This is a genomic window from Saccharothrix coeruleofusca (genome assembly GCF_017876325.1).
Taxonomy (GTDB): domain Bacteria; phylum Actinomycetota; class Actinomycetes; order Mycobacteriales; family Pseudonocardiaceae; genus Actinosynnema; species Actinosynnema coeruleofuscum.
The window spans coordinates 7,504,265-7,529,241 of sequence record NZ_JAGINV010000001.1 but is presented as its reverse complement, the minus strand read 5'-3'; the positions used below and the strand labels follow the sequence as shown (position 1 = coordinate 7,529,241).

Genomic DNA, 24,977 nt, shown 5'->3' with positions numbered 1-24,977 from the left:
TCACCCGAACGAGGAGTGTTCGTGACCGCTGCAACGCGCGACCGGCGCGGCGAGCCGGAGGACGACGAGGACTTCGAACCCGTCCGCTGGAACGACCGCGCCATGTTCGGCACGTTCCGCGGCCTGCCCTGGTGGGCGGCGGTGCTCGGCGCGTTCGCGCTGGCCACCATCGGCACGTTCATCGACGTGAGCTCCAGCAGGACGGTCGGCTGGATCTTCGGGATCACCTTCTTCGCGGGCGCGGTGGGCGCGGTGGTGCTCGTCGAGCGCCGGTCCATGTTCGGCCCGGTGGTGCAGCCGCCGCTGGTGCTGGCGATCGTGGTGCCGCTGGTCGTGCTGGTCACCCAGGGGTTCCCGTCGGGCGGGCTGACCTCGGTGGGGCTGACGCTGGGCAAGCCGCTGATCGACGGCTTCCCGGCGATGGCGCTGACCACGGCGTGCACGGTGCTGATCGGGATCTACCGGGTGTTCACCCAGAAGGACCCGAACCGGCGGGCCGAGGACGAGGACCCGGCCGAGGAGCCCCCGGCGGTGGTGCGGGAGGTCGTCGAGGAGGAGCGCCCCCGGCGTCCGCGCGACCCCGACGCCCCGCCGCGCCGCAAGCCCGCCGCCGACGCGGACCGGCCCCGCAAGCCGCGCTCCGGCGCCGACCGGCCGGGGTCGTCCGGCCGACGCCCGGAGCGCCCGCGCCGCCCGCGCCCCCGCGACGACGACTGACCCGAACGCTCGGTTCGCGCGTGGTAAGGCGACACGTGTTGCGTTAGGGGGGTGGGGTGCACGTCGGGGAGTTGGCCGTGGACGTGGGCCTGGTGCGGCGGCTGCTCGCCGGGCAGTTCCCCCGGTGGGCGGACCTCGACCTGACGCCCGTGGCCTCGACCGGCACGGTCAACGCGCTGTTCCGGCTCGGCGACGAGCTGGTGGTGCGGCTGCCGCGCGTCCCATGGGGCGTCTCGGACGTGGCCAAGGAGCACCGCTGGCTGCCCCGCCTGGCCCCGCTGCTGCCCGTCCCGGTCCCCGAGGTGCTCGGCCGGGGCGAGCCCGCCGACCACTACCCCTGGCCGTGGTCGGTCTGCCGCTGGCTGGACGGCCAGCCCCCGCGGACCGGTGGCGAAGCCCTCGCCCGCGACCTGGCCGGTTTCCTCGCGGCGCTGCACCGGGCCGACCCCGAGGGCGCGCCCGACGCCCACCGCGGCGGGCCCCTGCGCGACCTCGACGCGCCGACCCGCGAAGCCATCCGGGCACTGCGCGGCGAGATCGACGCCGACGCCGCCACCGCCGTCTGGGAGCAAGCCCTGGCCGCGCCCGCCTGGACGGGCGCGCCGGTGTGGGTCCACGCCGACCTGATGCCGGGCAACCTGCTGACCTCGGGCGACCGGCTCGCCGCGGTCATCGACTTCGGCACCGCGGGCGTCGGCGACCCGGCCTGCGACCTGATCGCCGCCTGGTACCTGCTCACCCCGAGCGCGCGGGAGGCGTTCCGCGCCGCCCTCGCGCCGGACGAGGCGACCTGGACCAGGGGACGCGGGCGCGCCCTGTCCATGGCGCTGATCCAGCTCCCGTACTACCGCGACACCAACCCCGCCATCGCCGCGCAGGCCAGGCGCGCGATCCGCGAGTCGACCGCGCCAGAGTCCTAGCGCCAGAGCCCTAGCGCCAGAGCCCTAGCGCCAGAGCCCTAGCGGACGGCGTCCTTGCGCAGCTCGCGGGGCAGCGCGAAGGCGAGCTTCTCGTTGGCCGTGGTGATCTCCTCGACCTCGCCGTAGCCGTGCCCGGCCAGGAACTCCAGCAGGTCCATGACCAGGATGTCCGGCACGGACGCGCCGCTGGTCACGCCGACCGTGGTGACGCCCTCCAGCCACGCCGGGTCCACCTCGCGGGCGTAGTCGACCAGGTAGGCGGCCTTGGCCCCGGCCTGCAGCGCGACCTCGACCAGCCGCACCGAGTTCGACGAGTTCTTGGACCCGACCACCAGCACCAGGTCGCACTCCGGCGCCATGGTCTTGACCGCGGTCTGCCGGTTGGACGTGGCGTAGCAGATGTCGTCCGACGGCGGCTCCTGCAGGTCCGGGAAGCGCTCCTTGAGCTGCCGCACCCGCACCATGGTCTCGTCCACCGACAGGGTGGTCTGGGACAGCCAGACCACCTTGGACGGATCGCGCACCACGACCTTGTCCACGTCCTCGGCGGTGTCCACGAGCTGGATGTGCTCCGGGGCCTCGCCCGCGGTGCCCTCGACCTCCTCGTGCCCCTCGTGGCCGATGAGCAGGATGTCGTAGTCCTCGCGCGCGAAGCGCTTCGCCTCGTTGTGCACCTTGGTGACCAGCGGGCACGTCGCGTCGATGGTGCGCAGCTGCCGCGCCGCCGCCTCCTGGTGGACCGCGGGCGACACGCCGTGCGCGGAGAACACCACGAGCGCGCCCTCGGGCACCTCGTCGGTCTCGTTGACGAAGATCGCGCCCCGCTTGGACAGCGTCTCCACCACGTGCTTGTTGTGGACGATCTCCTTGCGCACGTACACCGGTGCGCCGTACTGCTCCAGCGCCTTCTCGACGGTGACCACGGCACGGTCCACGCCCGCGCAGTAGCCGCGGGGCTTGGCCAGGAGCACTCGCTTGTCCATGCCTCCAGGGTACGGGCGGCGCGCGCCTAGGCATCGGCCGCCCGACTGGGGCAGGCTAGGGCCCATGAAGCCACTGCCGCTGCCCGTCCGCGTCGCCGCGGGACTGGCGGTCACCGCCGTCGAGCAGGCCCGCAAGCTCCCGCGTCAGCTCGTGGGACTGCCGGTCACGGTCGTCAGCGAGGCGCTGCAGCTGTCCATGCGGGTGCAGCAGACGGTGACCGAACTCGCAATCAAGGGCGACGACGCGCTGTCCGCGCTGCGGCCCGCCGACGACGAGCCGGAGTGGGCCACCTTCGACGAGGACGACGAGGACGGCGAGGACGCTGCGGCCGGGGCCGACCCGTGGGCCGAGGAGGAGCGCGCCCTGGCCGCCGAGCCGCCCGCGGCGCTGCTGGACTACGACTCGCTCACGCTGCCCCAGCTGCGCGCCAAGCTGCGCGGGCTGAGCCTGGCGGACCTGGAGTCGCTGCTGGCGCACGAGCGCGCGCACGCCGCGCGCCCCGAGTTCACCGGGATGCTCTCGCGCCGCATCGCCAACCTGCGCGCGCAGTCGTGACGGACGAGAAGTCCACCGCGGAGAACCCGTGGCCGGTGCGCACGGTGGCGCGCAAGATCTTCGACTGGATCAACCGGCTGGGCGAGGTGTGGGTCGAGGGCCAGGTCACCCAGCTCAGCGCCCGCCCCGGCACGTCGACCGCGTTCCTGACGCTGCGCGACCCGTCGGTGGACATGTCCATGACGCTGACCGCGCCGGTCGGCCTGGTGCGCGAGGTGCAGCTGGCCGAGGGCAGCCGGGTGGTGGTGCACGGCAGGCCCAACTTCTTCCCCAACCGGGGCACGCTGAGCCTGCGGGTGGACGAGATCCGCGCGGTCGGCGTCGGCGAGCTGCTGGCGCGCGTGGAGCGGCTGCGCAAGCTGCTGGCCGCCGAGGGCCTGTTCGACCCGCGCCGCAAGCGCAGGCCGCCGTTCCTGCCGAACAAGATCGGCCTGATCACCGGGCGCGCGTCGGCGGCCGAGCGGGACGTGCTGACCAACGCCCGCGCGCGCTGGCCCGCCGCGCGGTTCCGGGTGGTCAACGTCGCGGTGCAGGGGGCGTCGGCGGTGCCGGAGATCCTCACCGCGCTGTCCACCCTGGAGCGCGACCCCGAGGTGGACGTGATCATCCTGGCCAGGGGCGGCGGCAGCGTGGAGGACCTGCTGCCGTTCTCCGACGAGGCGCTGTGCCGGGCGGTGTCGGCGTGCCGCACGCCGGTGCTGTCCGCGATCGGGCACGAGCCGGACACGCCGCTGGTGGACCACGTGGCCGATGTGCGCTGCTCCACACCGACCGACGCGGGCAAGCGCGTGGTGCCGGATGTGGCGGAGGAGACCGAGCGGGTCCGGCAGCTGCGCGACCGGAGCCGCCGCGCGCTGCGCGGGTGGGTCGACCGGGAGCGCAAGCTGCTCGACGCGCTGCGCACCCGACCTGCGCTTTCCGACCCGCACGGGCCGCTTCAGCGGCGCGCGGAGGAGGTCGGGCGGCTGCGCGACCACGCGCTGCGCGCGGTCCGCGTCCGACTCGATTCAGAGCAGGCGGGACTCGCCGCGACCACAGCGCGCTTGACGACCTTGGGCCCGGCCGCCACGCTGGCCCGTGGGTATGCCGTGGTGCAGGTCGTGACCCCGCAGGGGGTCGACGGGGTGGTCCGCTCGACCACCGACGCGCCCGCGGGCACCCGACTGAGGATTCGCCTGGCTGATGGGGCCGTGCACGCGGTCGTCGAGGAAGGAGGTGGTGGTGCCCAACCCGGCACGTGAGCCCACGTTCCTGCCCTTGACGATGGCCGCCTGCGACACTCGGGACGAGGCGGTGCGCCACGTGCGCGGCAGCGCCGAGGCCGCCGACCGCGCCGCCGCCGACTGCTGGCTGGCGCTGGTCGCGGGCTGCACGTCGGGCAGGCAGGCGCTGATCAACCGGCTGCACGACCTGTCCGAGGCCACCGGCGGCTACGCAGGCACGCGCTGGTGGCTGTCGCACGGCTCGGTGCACCGCAAGCGGGTCGCCGAGGCCGAGCACCGCATCGACGACGCGGTGCGGGAGGGTGACGGGGCCGAGTTCGCGGAGGCGTTCATCGGCTACGACCAGGCCGTGGCGACCGTCGTGGTGCACGTCCGCAACCGATTGGGGAACCTGTCCAGGTGAGCGAGCCGGGGTACGAGGCGGCCAGGGACGAGCTGGTCGAGGTGGTCCGCAGGCTGGAGGCGGGCGGCCTGTCGCTGGAGGAGTCGCTTGCCCTGTGGGAGCGCGGCGAGCAGCTGGCCAGGACCTGCGAGCGGCACCTCGCGGGCGCGCGCGAGCGGATCGATCAAGCGCTCGCCGTGGCCGAGGAGGACGTGGCCGAGGTGTGATCCCGTGCGAGGATTGGTCTACCGGCCGGTAATCGCAGGAGGAGCGCATGGTGTCCAGCAGCAGCCCGTCCGAGCGCCGTCGTGAGGCGCCCGACCGGAACCTCGCGCTCGAACTGGTCAGGGTGACCGAGGCCGCCGCGATGGCCGCGGGCCGCTGGGTGGGCCGGGGCGACAAGAACGGCGGCGACGGCGCGGCGGTCGACGCGATGCGCAAGCTCATCGGCACCGTCTCCATGTCCGGCGTGGTGGTCATCGGCGAGGGCGAGAAGGACGAGGCGCCGATGCTCTACAACGGCGAGGAGGTCGGCGACGGCAACGGCCCGGCCTGCGACGTGGCGGTGGACCCGATCGACGGCACCACGCTGATGGCCAAGGGCATGCCCAACGCGCTGGCGGTGCTCGCGGTGGCCGAGCGCGGCGCGATGTTCGACCCGTCCGCGGTGTTCTACATGGAGAAGCTGGCGGTCGGCCCGGAGGCGGCCGACGTCGTCGACATCACCGCCCCGATCGCGGAGAACATCCGGCGGGTCGCCAAGGCCAAGCACAGCGACGTGTCCGACGTGACGGTGTGCGTGCTGGACCGCCCCCGGCACGAGTCGCTGGTGCGCGAGATCCGCCAGGCGGGCGCGCGCATCCACTTCATCTCCGACGGCGACGTGGCGGGCGCGATCTCCGCGGCCCGCCCGAACACCGGCATCGACCTGTTGGTGGGCATCGGCGGCACGCCCGAGGGCATCATCGCCGCCGCGGCGCTGAAGTGCATGGGCGGGGAGATCCAGGGCAAGCTGTGGCCCAAGGACGACCAGGAGCGGCGCAAGGCGCTGGACGCCGGTCACGACCTGGACCGCGTGCTGACCACCGACGACCTGGTGCGCGGCGACAACGTGTTCTTCTGCGCCACCGGGGTGACCGACGGCGACCTGCTGCGCGGCGTGCACTACCGGGCGGGCGGCTGCACCACCCAGTCGATCGTGATGCGGTCCAAGTCCGGCACGGTGCGCATGATCGACGGTTTCCACCGCCTCACCAAGCTGCGCGAGTACGCCTCGGTGGACTTCGACATCCTGCCCCGGGACGAGAACGCCCTCCCCCCGCTGCCGTAACCGCCGCCACGAGTTAACCGTCAAGCGTAACTACCGGTCGTAAGTAGGTGGTGACGCTGGGCTGCGCCTCCTTACCTTCCGATAATCCTCCGGCCCCCTGCGCCGGAGGAGGAGAGGAAGTGATGAAGGTTCGCACCCTGTTCACCGCCTTGGCCGTCGCGATGGGCGCGGCGCTCGCGTCCACCGCCGGGGCTTCCGCGACGGAGGACGGCGGCGTCACGCCGTTCATCGTCGGCGGCGGCAACGCCACGCAGACCTACTCGTTCATGGTGTCCCTGCAGAGCACCTCGGGCAGCCACTTCTGCGGCGGCTCGCTGATCAAGGCCAACTGGGTCGTCACGGCCAAGCACTGCGTGGAGGGCCGCTCGGCGTCCTCGATCCGCGCGCGGATCGGCTCCACCAGCCGCACCAGCGGCGGCACGGTCGCCTCGGGCGCCCAGGTCGTCACCCACTCCAGCTACGACATCGCGCTGGTGCGGCTGGCCACCTCGGTGGGCCAGGCGCCGATCGCGGTGGCCGCCGAGTCCGGCCCGGTGGGCACCGCCACCCGGATCATCGGCTGGGGCCAGACCTGCGCCCCGCGCGGCTGCGGCAGCGCGCCGGTCACCCTGCAGGAGCTGAACACCTCCATCGTGTCGGACAGCAGCTGCTCGGGCATCTACGGTCCGGGGGAGATCTGCACCAGCAACCCCGGCGGCAGGGCTGGCGCCTGCTACGGCGACTCGGGCGGCCCGCAGATCAAGTCCGTGGGCGGCACGTGGCAGCTGATCGGCGCCACCAGCCGCGCGGGCAACAACAGCACCACCTGCGCCACCGCCCCGTCCATCTACCTGGACGTGCCCGCGTTCCGCTCGTGGATCGGCCAGTACGCGGGAACCGTGTAGTTCGGTAGTCCACTGTGGACGTCAGGCCGCCGCTGGGAACACGGGGGTTCGACCGCCGCGGAGGCGGGTAGCCAACCGGAAAGGGGTGATAGCAGATGAAGACGCTCAGCACTGCGGCGATCGCCGCGCTGGCACTGGGTTTCGGCTTCGCGGCACCCGCTTCGGCGGCGACCGGCACGCCCTGCTCCATCCGCGACGGCGCGTGCGTGCGGCTGTCGACCAACCAGGCGTGGCTGGTCTACCGGGGCGAAGCCAGCTACGGCCCGGTCCCGGTGGCCCACGGGCGGCCGGGGTACGAGACACCGACCGGCACGTTCCCCGTGCTGCGCAAGGTGAGGAACGACTGGAGCCGCCCCTACAACGCGCCCATGCCGCACGCGGTCTACTTCACCACGGACGGCATCGCGTTCCACGAGGGCGGTCTGACCGAGCAGTCGCACGGCTGCGTGCGGCTGTCGAACGAGGCCGCGGCCACGTTCTACGCCAACCTGTTCCCCGGTGAGCAGGTGCAGGTGGTGCGGTGACCGCGACGGCGACGGGGGTGGGCCCGCGACGGGCTCACCCCTCGTTGCTGGAGTGGCCGGGGAACAGGTGCGCCTCGGGGTTGAGCGCCACCGCGATGTTGTTGACCGCCGTGGCCGCTTCGCCGAACCCGGTCGCGATCAGCTTCACCTTCCCCGGATAGGCCGCCACGTCGCCCGCCGCGTACACCCGGTCCAGCGCGGTCTTCATGGTGGTGTCCACGGCGATGGCGCGGTGGTCCAGCTCCAGCCCCCACGACTCGATCGGCCCCAGGTCGGCGGTGAAGCCCAGCGCCGCCACCACGGTCTGCGCGGGCAGCACCTTGCGGTCGCCGCCCTTGAGCGAGAGCTCCACCTCCTCCACCGACTCGCCGCCGCGCAGCTCCGCCACCTGGGCGTCGGTGATGATCTCCACGCCCAGGTCGCGCACCTGGCGCACGGTCGGCGGGTGCGCGCGGAAGGTCGAGCGCCGGTGCACCACGGTGACGCTGGACGCGATGGGGGCCAGCGCCAGCGCCCAGTCGAACGCCGAGTCGCCGCCGCCGACCACGACCACGTCCTGGCCCGTGTGGGCGTTGAGCACCGGCACGAAGTGCACCACCCCGCGCCCCAGCCAGCCCTCGGCGGCGGGCAGCGGGCGGGGCCGGAACTCGCCGATGCCCGCGGTGATCAGCACCGCGCCCGCGCGCACCACGGCGCCGTCGGCCAGCCCCACCTCGACACCGCCATCCACAGTGGACAGCGTGCGGGCCTGGCGGCCGAGCAGGTAGACGGGGTTCCACTGGGCGGCCTGCTGGACCAGCCCGGCGACCAGCTCGCGCCCGCGCACAGCGGGGAAGCCGGCCACGTCGAAGATCATCTTCTCCGGGTACATCGCGGTGATCTGGCCGCCCGCCTCGGGCAGGGCGTCCACCAGCGCGACGGACAGGTCCCGGAACCCGGCGTAGTAGGCGGCGAACAACCCCGTGGGGCCCGCGCCGACGACCAGTAAGTCGACCTGGAGGTCCATTCCTCGACCTTAGGTGTTCATGGCCACTGTGCCCAGTGCCTCGTCCGGGTCCAAACTCGGTGACATGGGTGAACAGGAGTACCGCGTCGAGCACGACACGATGGGTGAGGTCCGGGTGCCGGTCGACGCGCTGTGGCGGGCGCAGACGCAGCGCGCGGTGGAGAACTTCCCGATCTCGGGTCGGGGCCTGGAACGGGCGCAGATCCGGGCGCTGGGCCTGCTCAAGGCGGCGGCGGCGCGGGTCAACGAGCGGCTGGGCGTGCTCGACGCCGACCTGGCCGGGGCCATCGCGGCGGCGGCCGACGAGGTCGCGGCGGGCGAGCACGACGCGCACTTCCCGGTGGACGTGTTCCAGACCGGGTCGGGCACCTCGTCGAACATGAACGCCAACGAGGTCATCGCCACCCTGGCCAGCCGCGCGCTCGGCCGCGACGTGCACCCCAACGACCACGTCAACGCCTCCCAGTCGTCCAACGACACCTTCCCCACGACACTGCGGGTAGCCGCGACCGAGGCGGTCGCGCGGGACGTCATCCCGGCCCTGGAGCACCTGGCTGACGTGCTGGATGCCCGCGCCGCCGACTGGACCTCGCTGGTCAAGTCCGGTCGCACGCACCTGATGGACGCGGTGCCGATCACGCTGGGCCAGGAGGTCGGGGCGTGGGCCACGCAGGTCCGGCACGGCGTGGAGCGGCTCACCGCGAGCCTGCCGCGCCTGGCCGAGCTGCCCATCGGCGGCACCGCGGTGGGCAGCGGCCTCAACGCGCCCGCCGGCTTCGGCGCGGCGGTGTCCGCGGAGCTGGCGGCGGTGACCGGCCTGCCGCTGACCGAGGCGCGCGACCACTTCGAGGCCCAGGCCACGCAGGACGGCGTGGTCGAGGTGTCCGGGCAGCTCAGGGCGACCGCGGTGAGCCTGTTCAAGATCGCCAACGACCTGCGCTGGCTGGGCTCGGGCCCGCGCACCGGACTGGGCGAGCTGGCGCTGCCCGACCTCCAGCCGGGCTCGTCGATCATGCCCGGCAAGGTCAACCCGGTGATCCCCGAGGCCGCGATGATGGTGGTGGCCCAGGTGATCGGCAACGACGCGGCGGTGGCCTTCGCCGGGTCGCAGGGCAACTTCCAGCTCAACGTGATGCTGCCGGTGATCGCGCGCAACGTGCTGGAATCGGCCCGGCTGCTGGCCGCCGTCGCCCGGCTGCTGGCGGACAAGGTGCTGGTCGGCGCGCAGCCGCAGGTGGAGCGGATGCGCGAGTACGCCGAGTCCTCGCCGTCGATCGTGACGCCGCTCAACCGGTACCTGGGGTACGAGGAGGCGGCGTCGATCGCCAAGCAGTCGCTCAAGGAGCGCAAGACCATCCGCGAGGTGGTGCTGGAGCGCGGCCACGTGCCGGGCAAGCTGACCGAGGCCCAGCTGGACGAGGCCCTCGACGTGCTCCGCATGGCCCGCGGCGGCCGCTGACCCCCTCCCCCGCGAGTCGAACGCTCAGGTACCGCGAGTCGAACGCTCAGGACCCCTGAGTTCTGCGTTCGGAGTTGGAGAGCGCGCTCGCCGCGCGGCAGGTCGCCAAGGGCGGCGCTCGCGGGCACCCCGCTTCGCGCGCGCCGCCCTGCTGCGTCGGCAAGTACCACCCGACGGGGGCGGGAAGGTCGGTAAGTACCGCCCGAGAGGCACGAAAGCGCCTGACAGAGCGCAAAAGTGCGGGGCGGGGTGCGCGAATGTTCAGTTCAGGGTGTCTGAGCGTTCGACTCGCGCGAGGGGGAGTGCGACACGCGGGGCGGATGGGTGAGTTGTGACGGGGAGGGGCGGGGTGGGGGGTGTGGGTGTTTGAGTCGGCAGGGGGTGGGGGGTGGGGTGGCGCAGGCCGACGGCGCAGCCGAGGGCGACGAGGAGTGCGCCGGAGGTGTTGAGCGGGGTGAGCTGCTGGACGCCCAGGGCGACGGAGGCGGCCAGGCCCGCCACCGGCATCAGGCCGATCAGCACCCCGGCCCGGTCCGCGCCCAGCCGGGCCACGGCGTGGTACCAGAGGCCGAACGCCACGGCGGTCAGCACCGTGCCGAGCACCACCAGCGCCACCCCCTCGCGGACGGTCGGCACCTGCCAGCCGCCGACGAACGTGCCCAGCACGGCCCCCGCGCCCGCCGCGATGAAGCAGCACCACGTGGCCACCGCGACCCCGCCGAGCCGCCGCACCACGCCCACCGCGAACAGGGTGAACGACACCTCGCCCGCCGTGGTCAGCAGCGCCAGCAGCAGTCCCGGCCCGTGCCACGCCCCACCACCGGACAGCAGCACCACGCCGCCGACCACCACCGCGGCCCCGGCCACCGCGGCGGGCGCGGGTCGCCGTCCCGCCGCCAGCGGGGCGGCCAGCGCCAGCACCAGCGGTGACGTGCCGAGCACCGCGGCGACGAACCCCGGTTCGGCGAACGCCTGCGCCTGCACCAGGCAGGCGTTGAACCCCAGCATGCCCGTGGCCACCAGGCCGAACAGCGCGGGCAGGTCGCGCGCGGACGGCAGGGGCAAGCGCTTGCCGCGCATCGCGGTCCACGCCAGCAGCACCAGCCCGCCCAGCAGGTAGCGCAGGGCTTGACCGGACAGCAGCGGGTAGTCCTGGAGCATTCCGGAGACAGGGACGGACGCGCCCACGATGACCGCGCTCAGCGCGCCCGCGGTGACAGCGATTCTCATGACGGCCACCTTTCCGGTGAAGTGGACCACCTTTAAGCTCCACTTCGATGGCCGCGAACTGGACCACTTTCCGGGAGCTGCTGCTGCCCGCGTCGGCCGGGCGGCGGCGCGGGGTGGAGGCCGAGCTGCGCCGGGCCATCCGCGACGGCAGGCTCGCGCCCGGTACGCGGTTGCCGTCCAGCCGCGACCTCGCCGCCCAGCTCGGCGTCGCGCGCGGCACCGTGACGGCGGCCTACGAGCAGTTGGCGGGCGAGGGCTACCTGGTGGCCAAGCGGGGGTCGGGCACGACGGTCGCCGCGACCTTCCCGCGCGCCGGGGCCATCGCAGAAGCCGAGACCGCGCCCCGGTGGCGCTACGACCTGCGTCCCGGTGTGCCCGCGTTGAGCGGGTTCCCGCGCGAGGAGTGGTTGCGGGCGCAGAGGAACGCGCTGACCGCGCTGACCGCCGAGGAGCTCGGCTACCCCGACCCGGCGGGTTTCCCCGGACTGCGCGCGGAGCTCGCCGACTACTTGGGCCGGGTGCGGGCGGTGGCGGCGCGGCCGTCGGAGGTGGTCGTCACCAACGGCGCGGCGCAGGCGATCTCGTTGCTGGGCCGGGTTTTCCGCGACCTCGGGCACGTCAGCGCCGCGGTCGAGGAGCCGGGCCACTTCGGCACCGAGGAGACGCTGGCGGCGCAGGGGCTGCGGGTGGAGAGAATCCCCGTGGACGAGAAGGGGTTGCGTGTCGACGCTCTGTCCACAACGGACTGCCGGGTGGTGTTCGTGACGGCGGCGCACCAGTTCCCGCTTGGCGTGGTGCTGCACCCGGAACGGCGGCGGGCGCTGGTGGAGTGGGCGCGGGAGCGCGACGGGTTCGTGGTGGAGGACGACTACGACGCCGAGCACCGCTACGACCGGCCCGCGCTGGGCGCGATGCAGGCGCTGGACCCGTCGCAGGTGGTCTACCAGGGCAGCGCCAGCAAGGTGCTGGCGCCCGCGCTGCGGCTGGGCTGGCTGGTGCTGCCGCCCGCGCTGGCCGGGCCGGTGGTGCGCGGCAAGACGCTGACGGACCTGGGCACCGGCACGCTGCACCAGGCCGCGCTGGCGGAGCTGCTGCGCACCGGCGGCTACGACCGGCACCTGCGCCGCACCCGCCAGCTGTACCGGGTGCGGCGGGACGCGCTGCTGGACGAGCTGGCCCGGCTGCTGCCGTCGTGGGAGCCGATCGGCGTCGCGGCGGGGCTGCACGTGGTGCTGCGGCTGCCCGAGGGCACCGACGACGCGGCGCTGCGCGACCGGCTGGCCCGGCGCGGCGTGCACGTGTTCGCGCTCAGCGGCTACAGCCGCGCGCCGATCTTCCCCGGACTGGTCCTCGGCTACGCGGCGACCAGCCCGGACCGGCTGCGCGCGGCCGTGCGGGAGCTGCGCGACTGCGCCTGACCGGCTGCCTGACCGGCTACCCGACCGGCTGCCCGACCGGCTGCCCGACCGGCTTTTGTCGGTGCCCCGGTGCACCATGGTCACCGTGCTGTTCGCCGAAGTCGTCGAGACCTCCGCCGCGGTCGCGGCGACGCGCTCCCGCCTGGCCAAGGTCGATGCCCTGGCCGCGCTGATCCGCCGGATGAGCACGCCAGCGGTGGTGTCGTTCCTGGTCGGCGTGCCCAGCCAGGGCCGCATCGGAGCGGGTTTCCGCACCGTGCTGGACCTGGTCGTGCCGCCCGCCGCCGAGCCCGCGCTCACCGTGGCCGAGGTGGACGCCGCGCTGGGCGAGTTCGCCGCGATCGGCGGCAAGGGCTCGGCTCAGCGCCGGGCGGCGCTGCTGACCTCGCTGTTCGGCCGGGCCACCGAGGCCGAGCAGGACTTCCTGCGCAGGCTGCTCACCGGTGAGCTGCGGCAGGGCGCGCTGGAGGGGGTGATGCTCGACGCCGTCGCGCGGGCCGCCGACGTGCCCGGCGAGGTGGTGCGGCGGGCGTTCATGCTCTCCGGGAAGCTGCCGGAGACCGCGGCGGCGGCGATGGCGGGCGGTGAGCGGGCGCTGGCCGCGGTGCGGCTGGAGGTGGGCCGCCCGGTCCGGCCGATGCTGGCCTCCCCCGCCGAGTCGCTGGGCGGGGCGCTGGCCGAGCTGGGGCCGTGCGTGGTCGAGCACAAGCTCGACGGCGCTCGCATCCAGGTGCACCGGTCCGGCCGGGAGGTGCGGGTGTTCACCCGCACCCTGCGCGAGGTCACCGCGACCGTGCCCGAGCTGGTCGAGCTGGTGCGCGGGCTGCCGTGCGAGTCGGTGGTGCTCGACGGGGAGACGCTGGCGCTGACCGACGAGGGCAAGCCGCGCCCGTTCCAGGAGACGATGAGCCGCTTCGGCGCTCTGCTCGACGCCGCCTCCGCGAAGAGGCGCACGTCGGAGGGGGACGCGCGCGAGCTGCTGCTCAGCCCGTTCTTCTTCGACTGCCTGCACCTCGACGGCGTGGACCTGCTCGACGCGCCGCTGCGCGAGCGGCGGGCGGCGCTGCGCCGGGTGGCGGCCGGGCACGTCATCCCCGGCGCGGTGGAGCCCGACGAGCCGGGCGCGGCGGAGGTCCTGGACGACGCGCTGGCGTCGGGCCAGGAGGGCGTCGTGGTCAAGTCGCTGGAGTCGGTGTACGCGGCGGGCAGGCGGGGGCGGGCCTGGCAGAAGGTCAAGCCGGTGCACACGCTGGACCTGGTGGTGCTCGGCGTGGAGTGGGGCAGCGGCAGGCGCCGCGGCCTGCTGTCCAACCTGCACCTGGGCGCGCGCGACCCGGACGGCGGCCCGCCGGTGATGGTGGGCAAGACGTTCAAGGGGCTCACCGACGAGCTGCTGGCCTGGCAGACCCGCGAACTGGGGGCCATCGCGGTGCAGCGCCCGCCGTGGGGCGTGCTGGTGCGCCCCGAGGTGGTGGTGGAGATCGAACTGGACGGCGTGCAGGTCAGCCCGCGTTACCCCGGCGGGGTGGCCCTGCGGTTCGCCAGGGTGGTGCGCTACCGGCCGGACAAGGACGCCGCCGAGGCCGACACGATCGACGCCGTGCGGGCGCTGCTGCCGGGCGCGCGGCGGAGTTGACCGGAACGGCGCGCATCGCCGTTCGCGCGGGTATCGTCAGGTTCTCGTGCGATTCATCGAAGGGCATCGGCCCAGCTACGACCTGACCTACGACGACGTGTTCCTGGTGCCCGGCCGCTCGGCCGTGGAGTCCCGGTTCGGCGTCGACCTGTCCACCGCGGACGGCACCGGGGCGACCATCCCGATCGTGGTGGCCAACATGACCGCGGTCGCGGGCCGCCGGATGGCCGAGACCGTGGCCCGCCGCGGCGGCCTGGTCGTCCTGCCGCAGGACGTGGCCCCGGACGCGGTGGCCGAGATCGTCTCCTGGGTCAAGGAGCGGCACCCGGTGTGGGACACGCCGCTGGTGCTGACCGCCGGCGACTCGGTGGCCGACGCGGTGAACCTGCTGCACAAGCGGGCGCACGGCGCGGTCGTCGTGGTCGACGAGGACGGCAGGCCGGCGGGCGTGGTCGACGAGGCCGCGTGCACCGGGGTCGACCGCTTCACCCGGCTCGGCGACGTGGCCGACGAGCGGTTCCTCGCGCTGCCCCTGGACACCGCGCCGCGCGAGGTGTTCGACCGGCTCAACGGCGGCACCCAGCGGGTGGCGCTGGGCGTGGACGGGCAGGGCCGCCTGCGGGGCGTGATGACCGCGCTGGGCGCGCTGCGCGCCGAGGTCTACGCGCCCGCGCTGGACGCCGAGGGCAGGCTGCGGGTGGCCGCCGCCATCGGCGTCAACGGCGACGTGGGCGCCAAGGCGGCCGCGCTGCTCAAGGCGGGCGTGGACGCGCTGGTGGTGGACACCGCGCACGGCCACCAGGAGAAGATGATCACCGCCCTGCGCGCGGTCCGCGCGGCGGGCCCGACGGTGCCGGTGGTGGCGGGCAACGTGGTCACCGCCGAGGGCGTGCGCGACCTGGTGGAGGCCGGGGCCGACGTGGTCAAGGTCGGCGTCGGGCCGGGCGCCATGTGCACCACGCGGATGATGACCGGTGTGGGCAGGCCGCAGTTCTCCGCGGTGGCCGAGTGCGCCGCCCAGGCGCGCGCGCTGGGCAAGCACGTGTGGGCCGACGGCGGCGTGCGGCACCCGCGCGACGTGGCGCTGGCGCTGGCGGCGGGCGCGTCCAGCGTGATGGTGGGCTCCTGGTTCGCGGGCACCTACGAGTCGCCCGGCGACCTGCAGCGCGACGAGGCGGGCAGGCTGTACAAGGAGTCCTTCGGCATGGCCTCCAAGCGCGCGGTGACCGCCCGCACCCGCACCGACAGCGCGTTCGACCGGGCCCGCAAGGGCCTGTTCGAGGAGGGCATCTCGTCCTCCCGGATGCGGCTGGACCCGACCCGGCCGGGCGTGGAGGACCTGCTGGACTCGATCACCGCGGGGGTGCGCTCGGCGTGCACCTACGCGGGCGCGAACACCCTGGAGGAGTTCCACGAGCGGGCCACGCTGGGCATCCAGTCCGCCGCGGGCTTCGCCGAGGGGCGGCCCCTGCCCTCGGGCTGGTGACGTGGCGGGTGGCCTCCCCCGGCGCGGGAGAGGCCACCCGGTCGGGTCAGGGGGCGTAGTCCTCCAGCATCTCGGTGACCAGCGCGGCGATCGGCGACCGCTCCGAGCGGCTCAGCGTGACGTGCGCGAACAGCGGGTGGCCCTTGAGCTTCTCGATGACCGCCGCCACGCCGTCGTGCCTGCCGACCCGCAGGTTGTCGCGCTGCGCCACGTCGTGCGTGAGCACCACCCGCGACCCGGAGCCGAGCCGGGACAGCACGGTGAGCAGGACGTTGCGCTCCAGCGACTGCGCCTCGTCCACGATGACGAACGAGTCGTGCAGCGACCGGCCGCGGATGTGGGTCAGCGGCAGGACCTCCAGCATCCCGCGGTCCATGACCTCCTCGACCACGTCCTGGCTGACCAGGGCGCCCAGGGTGTCGAACACCGCCTGCGCCCATGGCTGCATCTTCTCGCTCTCGGAGCCGGGCAGGTAGCCCAGGTCCTGCCCGCCGACCGCGTACAGCGGCCGGAACACCACGACCTTGCGGTGCTGCCTGCGCTCCATCACCGCTTCCAGGCCCGCGCACAGCGCCAGCGCCGACTTGCCGGTGCCCGCCCGTCCGCCCAGCGAGACGATGCCGACCTCGGTGTCCAGCAGCAGGTCCAGCGCCACGCGCTGCTCGGCGGAGCGGCCGTGCAGCCCGAACGCCTCGCGGTCGCCGCGCACCAGCCGGACCCGCTTGTCCGGCGTGACCCGGCCCAGCGCGCTGGCGGTGCCCGCGAGCAGCCGCAGGCCGCTGTGGCAGGGCAGCTCCGCCACGTGGGCCAGGTCGAACGCGGTCGGGTCGACGGTGCCCTCGCGGTACAGGGCGTCGACCACGGACTGGTCCACGTCCACGTCCGACATCCCCGTGTAGCCCGACAGCGTGACGTCGAGGGCGCGGTACTCCTCGGCCGCCAGGCCCACCGCGCCCGCCTTGACGCGCAGCGGCATGTCCTTGGTGATCAGGGTGACCGCGGCCCCCTCGGCGGCCAGGTTGAGGGCGCAGGCCAGGATTCGGGCGTCGTTGGAGTCCGTGCGGAAACCCGCGGGCAGCACCTCCGGATCGGAGTGGTTGAGCTCGACGCGCAGGGTGCCGCCGTCCTCGCCGATCGGCACCGGTGCGTCCAGGCGGCCGTGCTCCAGCCGCAGGTCGTCGAGCAGGCGCAGCGCCTCCCTGGCGAACCAGCCCAGCTCCGGGTGGTGGCGCTTGCCCTCCAGCTCGCTGATCACCACGAGCGGGAGGACCACCTCGTGCTCGCCGAACCGGGCCGTGGCCATCGGGTCGGACAGCAGCACCGAGGTGTCCACCACGTAGGTGTGGGTGGTGGGCGCGCCGCGGCGCCGGGACGTGCTGCGCGATGAGCCTGAGGAACGGCTCGCGGGTCGTCGTGCGTTCACGGCAACTCCTTCACGAACGCGGCACCCGCGTCCGCTCCTCGCTGGGCCAGGCACCACCCCGATCGGTCGGACCACCCGTTTCAGGTGCTCCGACCACGAGGGCCGGGTGCCGGCCCCCTCGCGCTCACCACAGCCACGATCAGGGCCTCCCTGCGCGGTCCGCAGTGGACGCGGCCCGCCAGTTCGGAAGTTACCTCCGCGACTACCTCTTCTGCAGGCAGCCACACAGGTGATTCGCCAACTCGTCATCCGCGGGCAAAATCACCGAAAGATGCCCACAACGGGTGCTTGCGCGCCGCCCGCGATCGTCACCTGACCGAAACGAACGCTCGTCCGCCCAGCTCAGCGGGGGTGCGGCCGGATGCCGTCCGGGTGATCACCGGCTGTGGTCGGTCCGCCGGGCAGCTCACGCGCCAAGTCCTCCTGCAACGTCCGGGGGACCAGCGGTTCATCCAGCAGGCGCAAGTAGCGGTCGCTGAGCGTCCCGCCCCCAGTCCCACTGCCAGTCCCACTGCCGGTCCCACTGCCCGGCTCCCGGTCCAGCCACGCGCGCACCAGCCGCGCGCCCTCGACGTAGGTGGTGGTGTAGGCGCGCCACAGCGGGTCGGCCAGGAAGCGCACCATCCGCCGGGCCCGCTCCTCGGGCACCAGCAGCCAGCGGCGCAGGAACGCCACCACGTCGTCGGGGTGGGCGCGCCGGTCGTGCAGCATCAGCGCGGCGTCCTGCCGCACGGTCAGCAGGCCCGCCACCGCGTCGTCCACCCGCTCGGCCAGCTCGCCGTCCAGGCGCAGGCCGCGCGCCCCCAGCACCTCCTCGGTCCAGCGGCCCCAGCCGGGGCCCACCGCGGCGTGCAGGCCCAACTCGGCCAGCCCCTCGGCGAGCAGGCACTGCGGGGTGTTGATCAGGAAGATCGACTGCTCGGCGTGGCCGCGCGCGGCGACCAGGCCCGCATCCTTGCGGCAGTGCTCGGTGTGGTGGCCGGGGTAGGACTCGTGGGCGACCAGGTGCGGCAGGGTGGACATCCGATGGCCCGCGTCGGCGTTGACCGCCACCAGCGAGCGGAAGCCGCCCAGGTAGCGGTTGAAGCCGCTCCACGGCTGGTCGGCGACCACCCGGTAGCGCACCTCCTCCTCGGCGGGCAGCCCGCAGCGCCCCCGCACCCGCTCGCGCAGGGCGTCGGACAGGGCGTGCACGCACTCCGCCAGCCTGCGCGGCGGCACCTGGTCGTGCTCCCGGTGATCGGCCAGCCTGCGCCGGAGCGGGCCGTCGCCGGGCAGCAGGTCCTCCAGGGCGGCGTGGGCGCGGCGGTAGTCGTCCGGCTCGCCGGGGCGGATGTCGACCTGGAAGTAGGCGCGCACCTCCGCCACGAACGGCACGCGCACGCCCGCGAGCTTGCGCGCGGTGCACTCCAGCGCGGTCAGGTGGGCGTCGAGGAAGCGCTCGCGGACGCCGGGCAGGCCCGCGCCCGCCAGCTCGCGGCGCAGCAGGCCCGCCCGGTCGGCCAGCGCGGCGGGGTGCCACCTCGGCTCGTCGTCCACCCGCGCGCGCAGCGACCGGTCCCCGGTGAACGCGTCGACCAGGCCGGGCGAGAGCCGGTCCAGGCGCAGCCCGAGCAGCTGGTACTCCCGCACCACCTCGTCGGCGTCCACGGGCCCGAGGGTACGGCGAACGGGCGAGTATCACCGGTACAGGGGAAACAAGCGCGAAAGCCTCACACCATCGGGTATTCAGTGGGGCGCGCGGTATCCGTTCCCCGGTATGTTCCTGATCGTAAAGCCCATAAGTACATCCGGGTGTTCCGACCGGGATTTTTCGCCTCAAGGAGAGAATCACGTGCTGAAGAAGGCAGCTGCGGTCACCGCTATCGCCGCCGGTTTCCTGATGGTCGGCTCCCCGGCCTTCGCGACCGCGGGCGAGGAGCACGGCGTCCCCGGCATCGAATGGCTGAACTACGAGGACAACGAGAGCACCGAGGCCGCTCAGACCGGCCTGCTCAACCTCAACGACTCCGAGGTCCTGAGCGACATCTACGCCTGCGGTCTGGAGGTCATCCCGGTCATCCCGATCATTGCGGAGAACGACACGGTGACCTGCTACAGCCAGGACGAGAACGAGACCGCCATCGTCGGCAACGAGACCGACATCGACAGCGACTGAGAGCCCACGCGGGGGCAGGCCGGACGGCCGGTCCCCCGTGCCGGTGCCGGGTGGCGGTGGGAACTCCGGCCCACCGCCACCCTCCTGCGTCCCCGCGGACGTCAGGCGGGGAGTTGACTCGGGTCGCCGTCGATTGCGGCATTTACCAGAACCGTTGGCGGCACAAGCGGGAACACACCACGAAGTCACACGATCGGGTATTGAAATCGCACACCGCGGATCATCCCGATAGGTTCCGAACGCGGAAGCCCAGCAGTGCCACACGGGCCCCGACCCCTGAAATCCACAACCAAGGAGAAATGCACGTGCTGAAGAAGGTAGCTACGGTGGCCGCCATCGCCGCCGGCTTCATGATGGCCGGTTCTCCCGCTTTCGCGACCAGCGGTGAGCCGCACTACTACGGCTACGGCTACGGCGACGTCCCCGGCGTCGAGTGGCTGAACTACGAGGACAACGAGTCCAACACCGCCGACCAGGTCGGTCTGATCAACCTCAACGACTCCGAGCTGCTGAGCGACGTGTACCTCTGCGGCCTCGAGGTGATCCCGATCGTGCCGATCCTGTCCGAGAGCGACACGATCACCTGCTACAGCGAGGACGAGAACGAGACCGCGATCGTCGGCAACGAGACCGACATCGACACCGAGACCGCGGCGGAGTAGGACGGGGCGTCCAGCCCGTCCGGTTCGAAGCGAGTGCACCGCGAGGGCGGTGGCGGATCCCGATCCGCCACCGCCCTCCGGCGTTCCAGCCCCGAGTCGAGCGCCCGGACACCGCGAACCGGGCGTTCGCGCACCCCGAACTGAGCGTTCACCCACCACGAGCCGAGCGTTCCGGGAGGCCGGGTAGTAGCTACCGGCCCCCTGCGGGACGTCGGGTAGTACTTGCCGACGCGGGGTCAGGAGCCGAAGCGGCGGTGCCGGGCCGCGTAGTCGCGCAGGGCGCGCAGGAAGTCGGTGCGGCGGAACTCCGGCCAGTACGCCTCGCAGAACCAGAACTCCGAGTGCGCGGACTGCCACAGCATGAACCCGGACAGCCGCTGCTCGCCGGAGGTGCGGATGAGCAGGTCGGGGTCGGGCTGGCCGGAGGTGTAGAGGTGCTCGGCGATGTGGTCCACGTCCAGGACCTCGGCCAGCTCCTCGATCGTGCCGCCGGACTCGGCGTGCTCCAGCAGCAGCTTGCGCACCGCGTCCGCGATCTCCTGGCGACCGCCGTAGCCGACCGCGACGTTGACCTCCAGGCCCGTCCGGTCACGGGTGCGCAGCGAGGCCGCGGACAGCCGCGCGGCGGTCTCGGTGGGCAGCAGGTCCAGCGCGCCCACGTGCCGCACCCGCCACGGCTTGTCCGGCTCGGCCAGCTCGTCGACGATGTCGGCGATGATGTCGAGCAGCGGGTTGAGCTCCTCGGCGGGCCGGTTGAGGTTGTCGGTGGACAGCAGCCACAGCGTGACCACCTCGACCTCGGCCTCCCGGCACCAGGTCAGCAGCTCCAGGATCTTGCGCGCCCCGGCCCGGTGGCCGTGCGCGACGTCGGTGAAGCCGGCCTCCTTGGCCCAGCGGCGGTTGCCGTCGAGGACGACCCCGACGTGGCGCGGTCGCTGCTTGCCGTCCAGCCACCGGGTGAGGCGGTACTCGTACCCTTTGAGAAGGACGCTCTTGACGCGCTCGCGAAGACCCACGCTGAAAGAGCGTACGCCGGGTGGTGTCGCTCACGCCGTGGTGTGCTGCCCGCCAACTTACGCTCCCGTAACCTCAGGCAGGTGAGCACGTCGACGCACTCCAACACCCCCGCACCGGCGCTGCGTCCTCGTTTGCGCGGCTGGCTGCACCTGTGGTCCTTCGTCGTGTCGGTGGCGACCGGCGCGACCCTCATCGCCCTCGCGGCCGCGACGGTCTCCGCCAAGGCCGCGCTGGCCACCTCCGTGTACGGCGCGACCGTACTGGGCCTGTTCGGCGTCAGCGCGCTGTACCACCGGGTGAACTGGCAGAGCGTCCGGGCGCGGACGTGGATGAAGCGCCTGGACCACTCGATGATCTTCGTGTTCATCGCGGGCACGTACACGCCGTTCGCCCTGCTGGCCATGCCCCCGTCGACCGGCAACACGGTGCTGGCCGTGGTGTGGATCGGCGCGCTGTGCGGCGTGACCCTGAAGCTGGCCTGGCCGCACGCGCCCAGGTGGCTCGGGGTGCCCATCTACATCGCCCTGGGCTGGGTGGCCGTCTTCGTGCTGCCCGACCTGCTGCACAACGCGGGCGTGGCGGCCCTGGTGCTGCTCGTGGTGGGCGGCCTGCTCTACACGGTGGGCGCGGTCTTCTACGCGACCCGCTGGCCCAACCCGTGGCCGCGGGTGTTCGGCTACCACGAGTTCTTCCACGCCGCGACGGTGCTCGCGGCGCTGTGCCACTACATCGCGATCTGGTTCGCCATCTACTCCTGACGGTCGCGGGAGGCGTGGGGATGATCGACAAGGTGGCGTGGGTGCGGGTGGAGGACGGCCGGGTGCTGGGGGCGCGGTCGCGGGGCAAGGACGTGTACTACCTGCCCGGCGGCAAGCGCGAGCCCGGCGAGACGGACCTGCAGGCGCTGGTCCGGGAGGTCGAGGAGGAGCTGGCCGTGGTCATCGTCCCCGGCACCGCGCGCCACCTGGGCACCTTCCAGGCGCAGGCGCACGGCAGGCCGGAGGGCGTGGTGGTGCGGATGACCTGCTACACCGCCGACTACCGCGGCACCCCGACCGCGAGCAACGAGGTCGAGGAGGTGGCCTGGCTGACCTACGCCGACCGCGACCGCGTCTCCCCGGCCAACCGGGCCGTCCTCGACCACCTCCACACCACCGGCCTCCTTCCCTGAGCGCAGGCAAGTACTACCCGACGCCCGCCCGCGGGCCGGTAACCACTACCCGACCTCCCGGAACTCGCGGTGAGCTCAGCTCAGGTCGGGTCCCTGGGCGCGCAGGTCGTCGACCTTGGCCATGGCCTCGCGCAGCTCGGTCAGCCAGGTGTCGGCGTGCTCGCCGACCAGCCGGACCGCCCAGGCCAGCGCGTCGGACCGGGACCGCGCCACGCCCGCGGCGACCAGGGTGTCCAGCACCTTGCGCTCGGGCTGCTTGAGCCTGGTCATCACGGGCACGGACAGGGTGGTGAACAGCTCCCGCGTGCCGCCCAGCCGCGCGCCCCAGGCGACCTTGCGCCGGTAGCGGTGCTCGGCCTGGCGGGCGATCTCGATCCGCTCGTCCCTGGTCTGCTCGCGGAACCGGCTGATCCGCCCCGACTCGGCCGCCGCGCGGGCCGCGTCGTCGTCGAACTCGCCCTCCAGCGGTGGCAGCTCGCCGACCACGAGGATCTCCTCGCGGTCGACCACCACCTCCGGGGCCCCGGTGAACCAGCCGTCGGGCAGCCTGCCCGCGAACCACGCCGCCGCGTCGGTGGCGGGCGGCAGGTCGCCCTGCTGCCAGCCTCCCCAGCTTCGCCGCATCGTCCCCACCTCGCTTGATTACATGATTACGACGCTTCCGAAGTTACGCGCGCAACACAGCGGGGCAAGAGGGGTTCGCTAGCGGTGGACGGCCAGTGCCTCGGTCAGCTCGGCGACCGAGGTGACCGGGCGGTCGCACACGAAGCCGCGGCAGACGTAGGCGGCGGGCGCGCCGTCGACCAGCGGCCGGTCGGCCAGCAGCGGCGTCGAGTCCGGCTCACCGGCCACGACCACGCCGCCGCCGTGGACGCCGCGCCAGGCGGCGGAGACCAGCTCCGGGGACGCGCCCGCCACGGCCACCTGCACCGGGCCGAGCGCCAGCGCCTCGGCGACGCTGAGCCAGTTGCCCGCGAACCTCGGCTCGCGGGCGGCCAGCAGACCGGCGCGGTCGACCGCCGCCTCGGCCGCCGCCCGGTAGGCCGCCGCGTTGGGCGCCCCCAGGGCGGACGCGGTGACCAGCGCCGAGGCCAGTGCCGACGCGCCGGACGGGGTGGCGTTGTCCGAGGGGTCGGAGGGGCGCTGCACCAGGGCCTCGGCGTCGTCGGCGGTGTCGTAGTAGGTGCCGGGTTCGGCGCCCGCGAACCGGGTCAGCGCGGTGTCCAGCAGGTCGCAGGCGGTCAGCAGCCACCGGGTGTCGGCGGTGACCTGGTGCAGGGCCAGCAGCCCCTCGGCCAGGCAGCCGTAGTCCTCCAGCACGCCCGCCGCGGTGCCCGCCACGCCGTTGCGGGAGGTGCGCAGCAGCCTGCCGCCGACCAGGTGCACGTCGAGCAGCAGCGTCGCGGCGCGCTCGGCGGCGGCGATCCAGGACGGCACGCCGAACACCGCGCCCGCCTCCGCCAGCGCGGCGACGGCCAGGCCGTTCCACGAGGTCACGACCTTGTCGTCGCGCGCGGGCTGCGGCCTGGCCTCGCGGGCGGCGAGCAGTCGCCGCTGCCAGGCGGGGTTGGACTCGCCCAGCAGCCGCAGCGTGGACGTGCCGTGCTCGAACGTGCCCTCCTCCGTCACGCCGTAGCGGGCGGCGGCCGCCGGGCCGTCGGCGCCCAGCACCTCGTCGAGCTGCGCCGGGGTCCACACGTAGGTGGCGCCCTCGACGCCCCCGGTGTCGGCGTCGAGGGACGCGGCGAAGCCGCCCTCCTCCGTCAGCAGGCAGCGCAGCAGGAAGCCGGCGGTGTCCCGGACCACCTCGCGGTAGCGGGGGTTGTCGTCACGGCGGCTGAGGTGGGTGTACACGCGCAGCAGCAGGGCGTTGTCGTAGAGCATCTTCTCGAAGTGCGGCACCACCCACGCCGCGTCCACGCTGTAGCGGGCGAACCCGCCGCCCAGCTGGTCGTACAGGCCGCCGGACGCCATCGCGTCGCACGTCACCCTCGCCATGGAGAACGCCTGCACCGAACCGGTGCGCTCGTGGTGGCGCAGCAGGAACTCCAGCACCATCGACGGCGGGAACTTGGGCGCGCCGCCGAACCCGCCGTTGGCGCGGTCGTAGTGGCCCAGCAGGGACACCACCGCGCCCGCCAGCACGTCCTCGTCCACTGTGGACGACGGCAGCGGCTTGACCGCCAGCTGCTCCACGATGCTCGCCGCCGCCTGGCGCACCTGGTCGCCCTGCTCCCGCCAGGCGTGCTCGATCGCCTCCAGCACCTGGCGGAACGACGGCATCCCGCGCACCGGCACGGGCGGGTAGTACGTGCCCGCGTAGAACGGCTCGCCGTCGGGGGTGAGGAAGCAGGTCATCGGCCAGCCGCCCTGGCCGCTCAACGCCTGCGTCACCGCCATGTAGACCGCGTCCACGTCGGGCCGCTCCTCGCGGTCCACCTTCACGTTGACGAAGTGCTCGTTCATGTACCGCGCGGTGTCCTCGTCCTCGAACGACTCGTGCGCCATCACGTGGCACCAGTGGCACGCCGCGTAGCCCACCGACAGCAGCACCGGCACGCCCCGCTCGCGGGCCTCGGCGAACGCCTCGGGCGACCACGGGTGCCAGTCGACCGGGTTGTCCGCGTGCTGGAGCAGGTACGGGCTGGTCGAGGACGCGAGCCGGTTCGTCATGCCCCCACGGTAATTGGGCGGCGTCCCGGCTACCGGTCGGCGAGACTGGCCGGGTGGAGATCGTCATCCCGGACGGGTCGCTGGTCCTGCTGGTCGACGTCGCGCTGCCCGGCGCGGTG

General features: G+C 73.4%; 25 protein-coding genes. 17 read left to right on the top strand and 8 right to left on the bottom strand.

Annotated elements, in window-relative coordinates; translation table 11 throughout:
* Positions 1 to 21 precede the first annotated feature (21 nt).
* The gene (locus tag JOF41_RS35110) at positions 22 to 717 is read left to right on the top strand and encodes a DUF6542 domain-containing protein (protein ID WP_189224426.1); all 696 of its coding nucleotides are present in this window, start codon (positions 22 to 24) and stop codon (positions 715 to 717) included.
* Positions 718 to 773: 56 nt separating this feature from the next.
* A complete protein-coding gene (locus JOF41_RS35105) occupies positions 774 to 1,637 on the top strand; it encodes an aminoglycoside phosphotransferase family protein (RefSeq protein ID WP_209623891.1) in 864 nt (287 codons plus the stop codon).
* A 38-nt stretch (positions 1,638 to 1,675) separates the two neighbouring features.
* Here the strand turns inward: JOF41_RS35105 and JOF41_RS35100 are convergent, their stop codons facing one another.
* Positions 1,676 to 2,620: a 4-hydroxy-3-methylbut-2-enyl diphosphate reductase gene (locus JOF41_RS35100; protein ID WP_209623890.1), complete on the bottom strand. Its 945-nt coding sequence runs from the start codon at positions 2,618 to 2,620 to the stop codon at positions 1,676 to 1,678.
* A gap of 64 nt (positions 2,621 to 2,684) precedes the next feature.
* On the opposite strand from JOF41_RS35100, the gene JOF41_RS35095 reads away from it, so the two are divergent.
* The 7 genes from JOF41_RS35095 to JOF41_RS35065 all read left to right on the top strand — a co-directional run bounded on the left by JOF41_RS35095 (position 2,685) and on the right by JOF41_RS35065 (position 7,519).
* Positions 2,685 to 3,176: a lipid droplet-associated protein gene (locus JOF41_RS35095; protein ID WP_209623889.1), complete on the top strand. Its 492-nt coding sequence runs from the start codon at positions 2,685 to 2,687 to the stop codon at positions 3,174 to 3,176.
* On the top strand, positions 3,173 to 4,417 hold the full coding sequence (gene xseA / locus JOF41_RS35090; protein WP_189224422.1) for an exodeoxyribonuclease VII large subunit: 1,245 nt from the start codon (positions 3,173 to 3,175) through the stop codon (positions 4,415 to 4,417). The genes JOF41_RS35095 and xseA overlap by 4 nt, the downstream gene beginning before the upstream one ends.
* A complete protein-coding gene (locus JOF41_RS35085) occupies positions 4,398 to 4,802 on the top strand; it encodes a sugar ABC transporter substrate-binding protein (RefSeq protein WP_189224421.1) in 405 nt (134 codons plus the stop codon). Before xseA ends, JOF41_RS35085 begins: the two co-directional genes overlap by 20 nt.
* Complete coding sequence (locus JOF41_RS35080) at positions 4,799 to 5,008, top strand: exodeoxyribonuclease VII small subunit (protein ID WP_189224420.1); 210 nt, start codon at positions 4,799 to 4,801, stop codon at positions 5,006 to 5,008. Before JOF41_RS35085 ends, JOF41_RS35080 begins: the two co-directional genes overlap by 4 nt.
* 47 nt (positions 5,009 to 5,055) lie before the next feature.
* Positions 5,056 to 6,111: a class II fructose-bisphosphatase gene (gene glpX / locus JOF41_RS35075; protein WP_209623888.1), complete on the top strand. Its 1,056-nt coding sequence runs from the start codon at positions 5,056 to 5,058 to the stop codon at positions 6,109 to 6,111.
* A 122-nt stretch (positions 6,112 to 6,233) separates the two neighbouring features.
* Positions 6,234 to 6,995, top strand: coding sequence for a S1 family peptidase (locus JOF41_RS35070; protein ID WP_209623887.1), 762 nt, complete (start codon positions 6,234 to 6,236; stop codon positions 6,993 to 6,995).
* Positions 6,996 to 7,090: 95 nt separating this feature from the next.
* Entirely contained in the window at positions 7,091 to 7,519 is a 429-nt protein-coding gene (locus tag JOF41_RS35065) for a L,D-transpeptidase (protein ID WP_209623886.1), read from the top strand.
* A gap of 34 nt (positions 7,520 to 7,553) precedes the next feature.
* Here JOF41_RS35065 and JOF41_RS35060 read toward each other — a convergent pair whose 3' ends face one another.
* A complete protein-coding gene (locus tag JOF41_RS35060) occupies positions 7,554 to 8,525 on the bottom strand; it encodes an NAD(P)/FAD-dependent oxidoreductase (protein ID WP_209623885.1) in 972 nt (323 codons plus the stop codon).
* A gap of 64 nt (positions 8,526 to 8,589) precedes the next feature.
* On the opposite strand from JOF41_RS35060, the gene JOF41_RS35055 reads away from it, so the two are divergent.
* A complete protein-coding gene (locus JOF41_RS35055; RefSeq protein WP_209623884.1) occupies positions 8,590 to 9,984 on the top strand; it encodes a class II fumarate hydratase in 1,395 nt (464 codons plus the stop codon).
* Between the two features lie 261 nt (positions 9,985 to 10,245).
* Here JOF41_RS35055 and JOF41_RS35050 read toward each other — a convergent pair whose 3' ends face one another.
* Positions 10,246 to 11,214 carry an EamA family transporter gene (locus JOF41_RS35050; RefSeq protein WP_209623883.1) on the bottom strand — a complete coding sequence of 323 codons (969 nt, stop codon included), beginning with the start codon at positions 11,212 to 11,214 and terminating at the stop codon, positions 10,246 to 10,248.
* Between the two features lie 47 nt (positions 11,215 to 11,261).
* Between JOF41_RS35050 and pdxR the strand changes: the two genes are divergently transcribed.
* From pdxR to JOF41_RS35035, 3 genes are all read left to right on the top strand, one after another.
* Positions 11,262 to 12,632 (top strand): MocR-like pyridoxine biosynthesis transcription factor PdxR, encoded by a 1,371-nt coding sequence (gene pdxR / locus JOF41_RS35045; protein WP_209623882.1) that lies wholly within the window; start codon positions 11,262 to 11,264, stop codon positions 12,630 to 12,632.
* A gap of 85 nt (positions 12,633 to 12,717) precedes the next feature.
* Positions 12,718 to 14,268 carry an ATP-dependent DNA ligase gene (locus JOF41_RS35040; protein ID WP_209623881.1) on the top strand — a complete coding sequence of 517 codons (1,551 nt, stop codon included), beginning with the start codon at positions 12,718 to 12,720 and terminating at the stop codon, positions 14,266 to 14,268.
* 46 nt (positions 14,269 to 14,314) lie between these two features.
* Positions 14,315 to 15,754, top strand: a complete 1,440-nt coding sequence (locus JOF41_RS35035; RefSeq protein ID WP_189224412.1) for a GuaB1 family IMP dehydrogenase-related protein — start codon at positions 14,315 to 14,317, stop codon at positions 15,752 to 15,754.
* A gap of 46 nt (positions 15,755 to 15,800) precedes the next feature.
* Here the strand turns inward: JOF41_RS35035 and phoH2 are convergent, their stop codons facing one another.
* Together phoH2 and JOF41_RS35025 are read right to left on the bottom strand one after the other, a co-directional pair.
* Positions 15,801 to 17,057 (bottom strand): RNA 5'-3' helicase PhoH2, encoded by a 1,257-nt coding sequence (phoH2, locus tag JOF41_RS35030; protein WP_244992795.1) that lies wholly within the window; start codon positions 17,055 to 17,057, stop codon positions 15,801 to 15,803.
* 462 nt (positions 17,058 to 17,519) lie between these two features.
* A complete protein-coding gene (locus tag JOF41_RS35025; protein WP_209623880.1) occupies positions 17,520 to 18,827 on the bottom strand; it encodes a DUF885 domain-containing protein in 1,308 nt (435 codons plus the stop codon).
* A 184-nt stretch (positions 18,828 to 19,011) separates the two neighbouring features.
* Between JOF41_RS35025 and JOF41_RS35020 the strand changes: the two genes are divergently transcribed.
* Positions 19,012 to 19,335: a hypothetical protein gene (locus JOF41_RS35020; RefSeq protein WP_209623879.1), complete on the top strand. Its 324-nt coding sequence runs from the start codon at positions 19,012 to 19,014 to the stop codon at positions 19,333 to 19,335.
* Between the two features lie 299 nt (positions 19,336 to 19,634).
* Complete coding sequence (locus JOF41_RS35015) at positions 19,635 to 19,997, top strand: hypothetical protein (RefSeq protein WP_209624675.1); 363 nt, start codon at positions 19,635 to 19,637, stop codon at positions 19,995 to 19,997.
* 236 nt (positions 19,998 to 20,233) lie between these two features.
* Here JOF41_RS35015 and JOF41_RS35010 read toward each other — a convergent pair whose 3' ends face one another.
* Positions 20,234 to 21,013, bottom strand: coding sequence for an isoprenyl transferase (locus tag JOF41_RS35010; protein WP_189224409.1), 780 nt, complete (start codon positions 21,011 to 21,013; stop codon positions 20,234 to 20,236).
* Between the two features lie 81 nt (positions 21,014 to 21,094).
* On the opposite strand from JOF41_RS35010, the gene trhA reads away from it, so the two are divergent.
* Entirely contained in the window at positions 21,095 to 21,772 is a 678-nt protein-coding gene (gene trhA / locus JOF41_RS35005) for a PAQR family membrane homeostasis protein TrhA (RefSeq protein ID WP_209623878.1), read from the top strand.
* Positions 21,773 to 21,792: 20 nt separating this feature from the next.
* A complete protein-coding gene (locus tag JOF41_RS35000; protein WP_209623877.1) occupies positions 21,793 to 22,185 on the top strand; it encodes an NUDIX hydrolase in 393 nt (130 codons plus the stop codon).
* A 75-nt stretch (positions 22,186 to 22,260) separates the two neighbouring features.
* Here the strand turns inward: JOF41_RS35000 and abmR are convergent, their stop codons facing one another.
* Positions 22,261 to 22,809: an ATP-binding transcription factor AbmR gene (gene abmR / locus JOF41_RS34995; RefSeq protein ID WP_189224407.1), complete on the bottom strand. Its 549-nt coding sequence runs from the start codon at positions 22,807 to 22,809 to the stop codon at positions 22,261 to 22,263.
* Positions 22,810 to 22,887: 78 nt separating this feature from the next.
* On the bottom strand, positions 22,888 to 24,858 hold the full coding sequence (locus JOF41_RS34990; RefSeq protein WP_209623876.1) for a thioredoxin domain-containing protein: 1,971 nt from the start codon (positions 24,856 to 24,858) through the stop codon (positions 22,888 to 22,890).
* Positions 24,859 to 24,977: the final 119 nt, after the last annotated feature.

Bases quoted from the DNA above. Each gene is read 5' to 3' on its own strand.
- JOF41_RS35055 (WP_209623884.1), top strand. From the start codon at position 8,590: ATGGGTGAACAGGAGTACCGCGTCGAGCACGACACGATGGGTGAGGTC.
- JOF41_RS35050 (WP_209623883.1), bottom strand. From the start codon at position 11,214: ATGAGAATCGCTGTCACCGCGGGCGCGCTGAGCGCGGTCATCGTGGGC.
- abmR (WP_189224407.1), bottom strand. From the start codon at position 22,809: ATGCGGCGAAGCTGGGGAGGCTGGCAGCAGGGCGACCTGCCGCCCGCC.
- phoH2 (WP_244992795.1), bottom strand. From the start codon at position 17,057: ATGGCCACGGCCCGGTTCGGCGAGCACGAGGTGGTCCTCCCGCTCGTG.
- JOF41_RS35000 (WP_209623877.1), top strand. From the start codon at position 21,793: ATGATCGACAAGGTGGCGTGGGTGCGGGTGGAGGACGGCCGGGTGCTG.
- pdxR (WP_209623882.1), top strand. From the start codon at position 11,262: ATGGCCGCGAACTGGACCACTTTCCGGGAGCTGCTGCTGCCCGCGTCG.
- JOF41_RS34990 (WP_209623876.1), bottom strand. From the start codon at position 24,858: ATGACGAACCGGCTCGCGTCCTCGACCAGCCCGTACCTGCTCCAGCAC.
- JOF41_RS35015 (WP_209624675.1), top strand. From the start codon at position 19,635: ATGCACGTGCTGAAGAAGGTAGCTACGGTGGCCGCCATCGCCGCCGGC.
- JOF41_RS35095 (WP_209623889.1), top strand. From the start codon at position 2,685: ATGAAGCCACTGCCGCTGCCCGTCCGCGTCGCCGCGGGACTGGCGGTC.
- JOF41_RS35060 (WP_209623885.1), bottom strand. From the start codon at position 8,525: ATGGACCTCCAGGTCGACTTACTGGTCGTCGGCGCGGGCCCCACGGGG.
- JOF41_RS35070 (WP_209623887.1), top strand. From the start codon at position 6,234: ATGAAGGTTCGCACCCTGTTCACCGCCTTGGCCGTCGCGATGGGCGCG.
- JOF41_RS35100 (WP_209623890.1), bottom strand. From the start codon at position 2,620: ATGGACAAGCGAGTGCTCCTGGCCAAGCCCCGCGGCTACTGCGCGGGC.
- glpX (WP_209623888.1), top strand. From the start codon at position 5,056: ATGGTGTCCAGCAGCAGCCCGTCCGAGCGCCGTCGTGAGGCGCCCGAC.
- JOF41_RS35065 (WP_209623886.1), top strand. From the start codon at position 7,091: ATGAAGACGCTCAGCACTGCGGCGATCGCCGCGCTGGCACTGGGTTTC.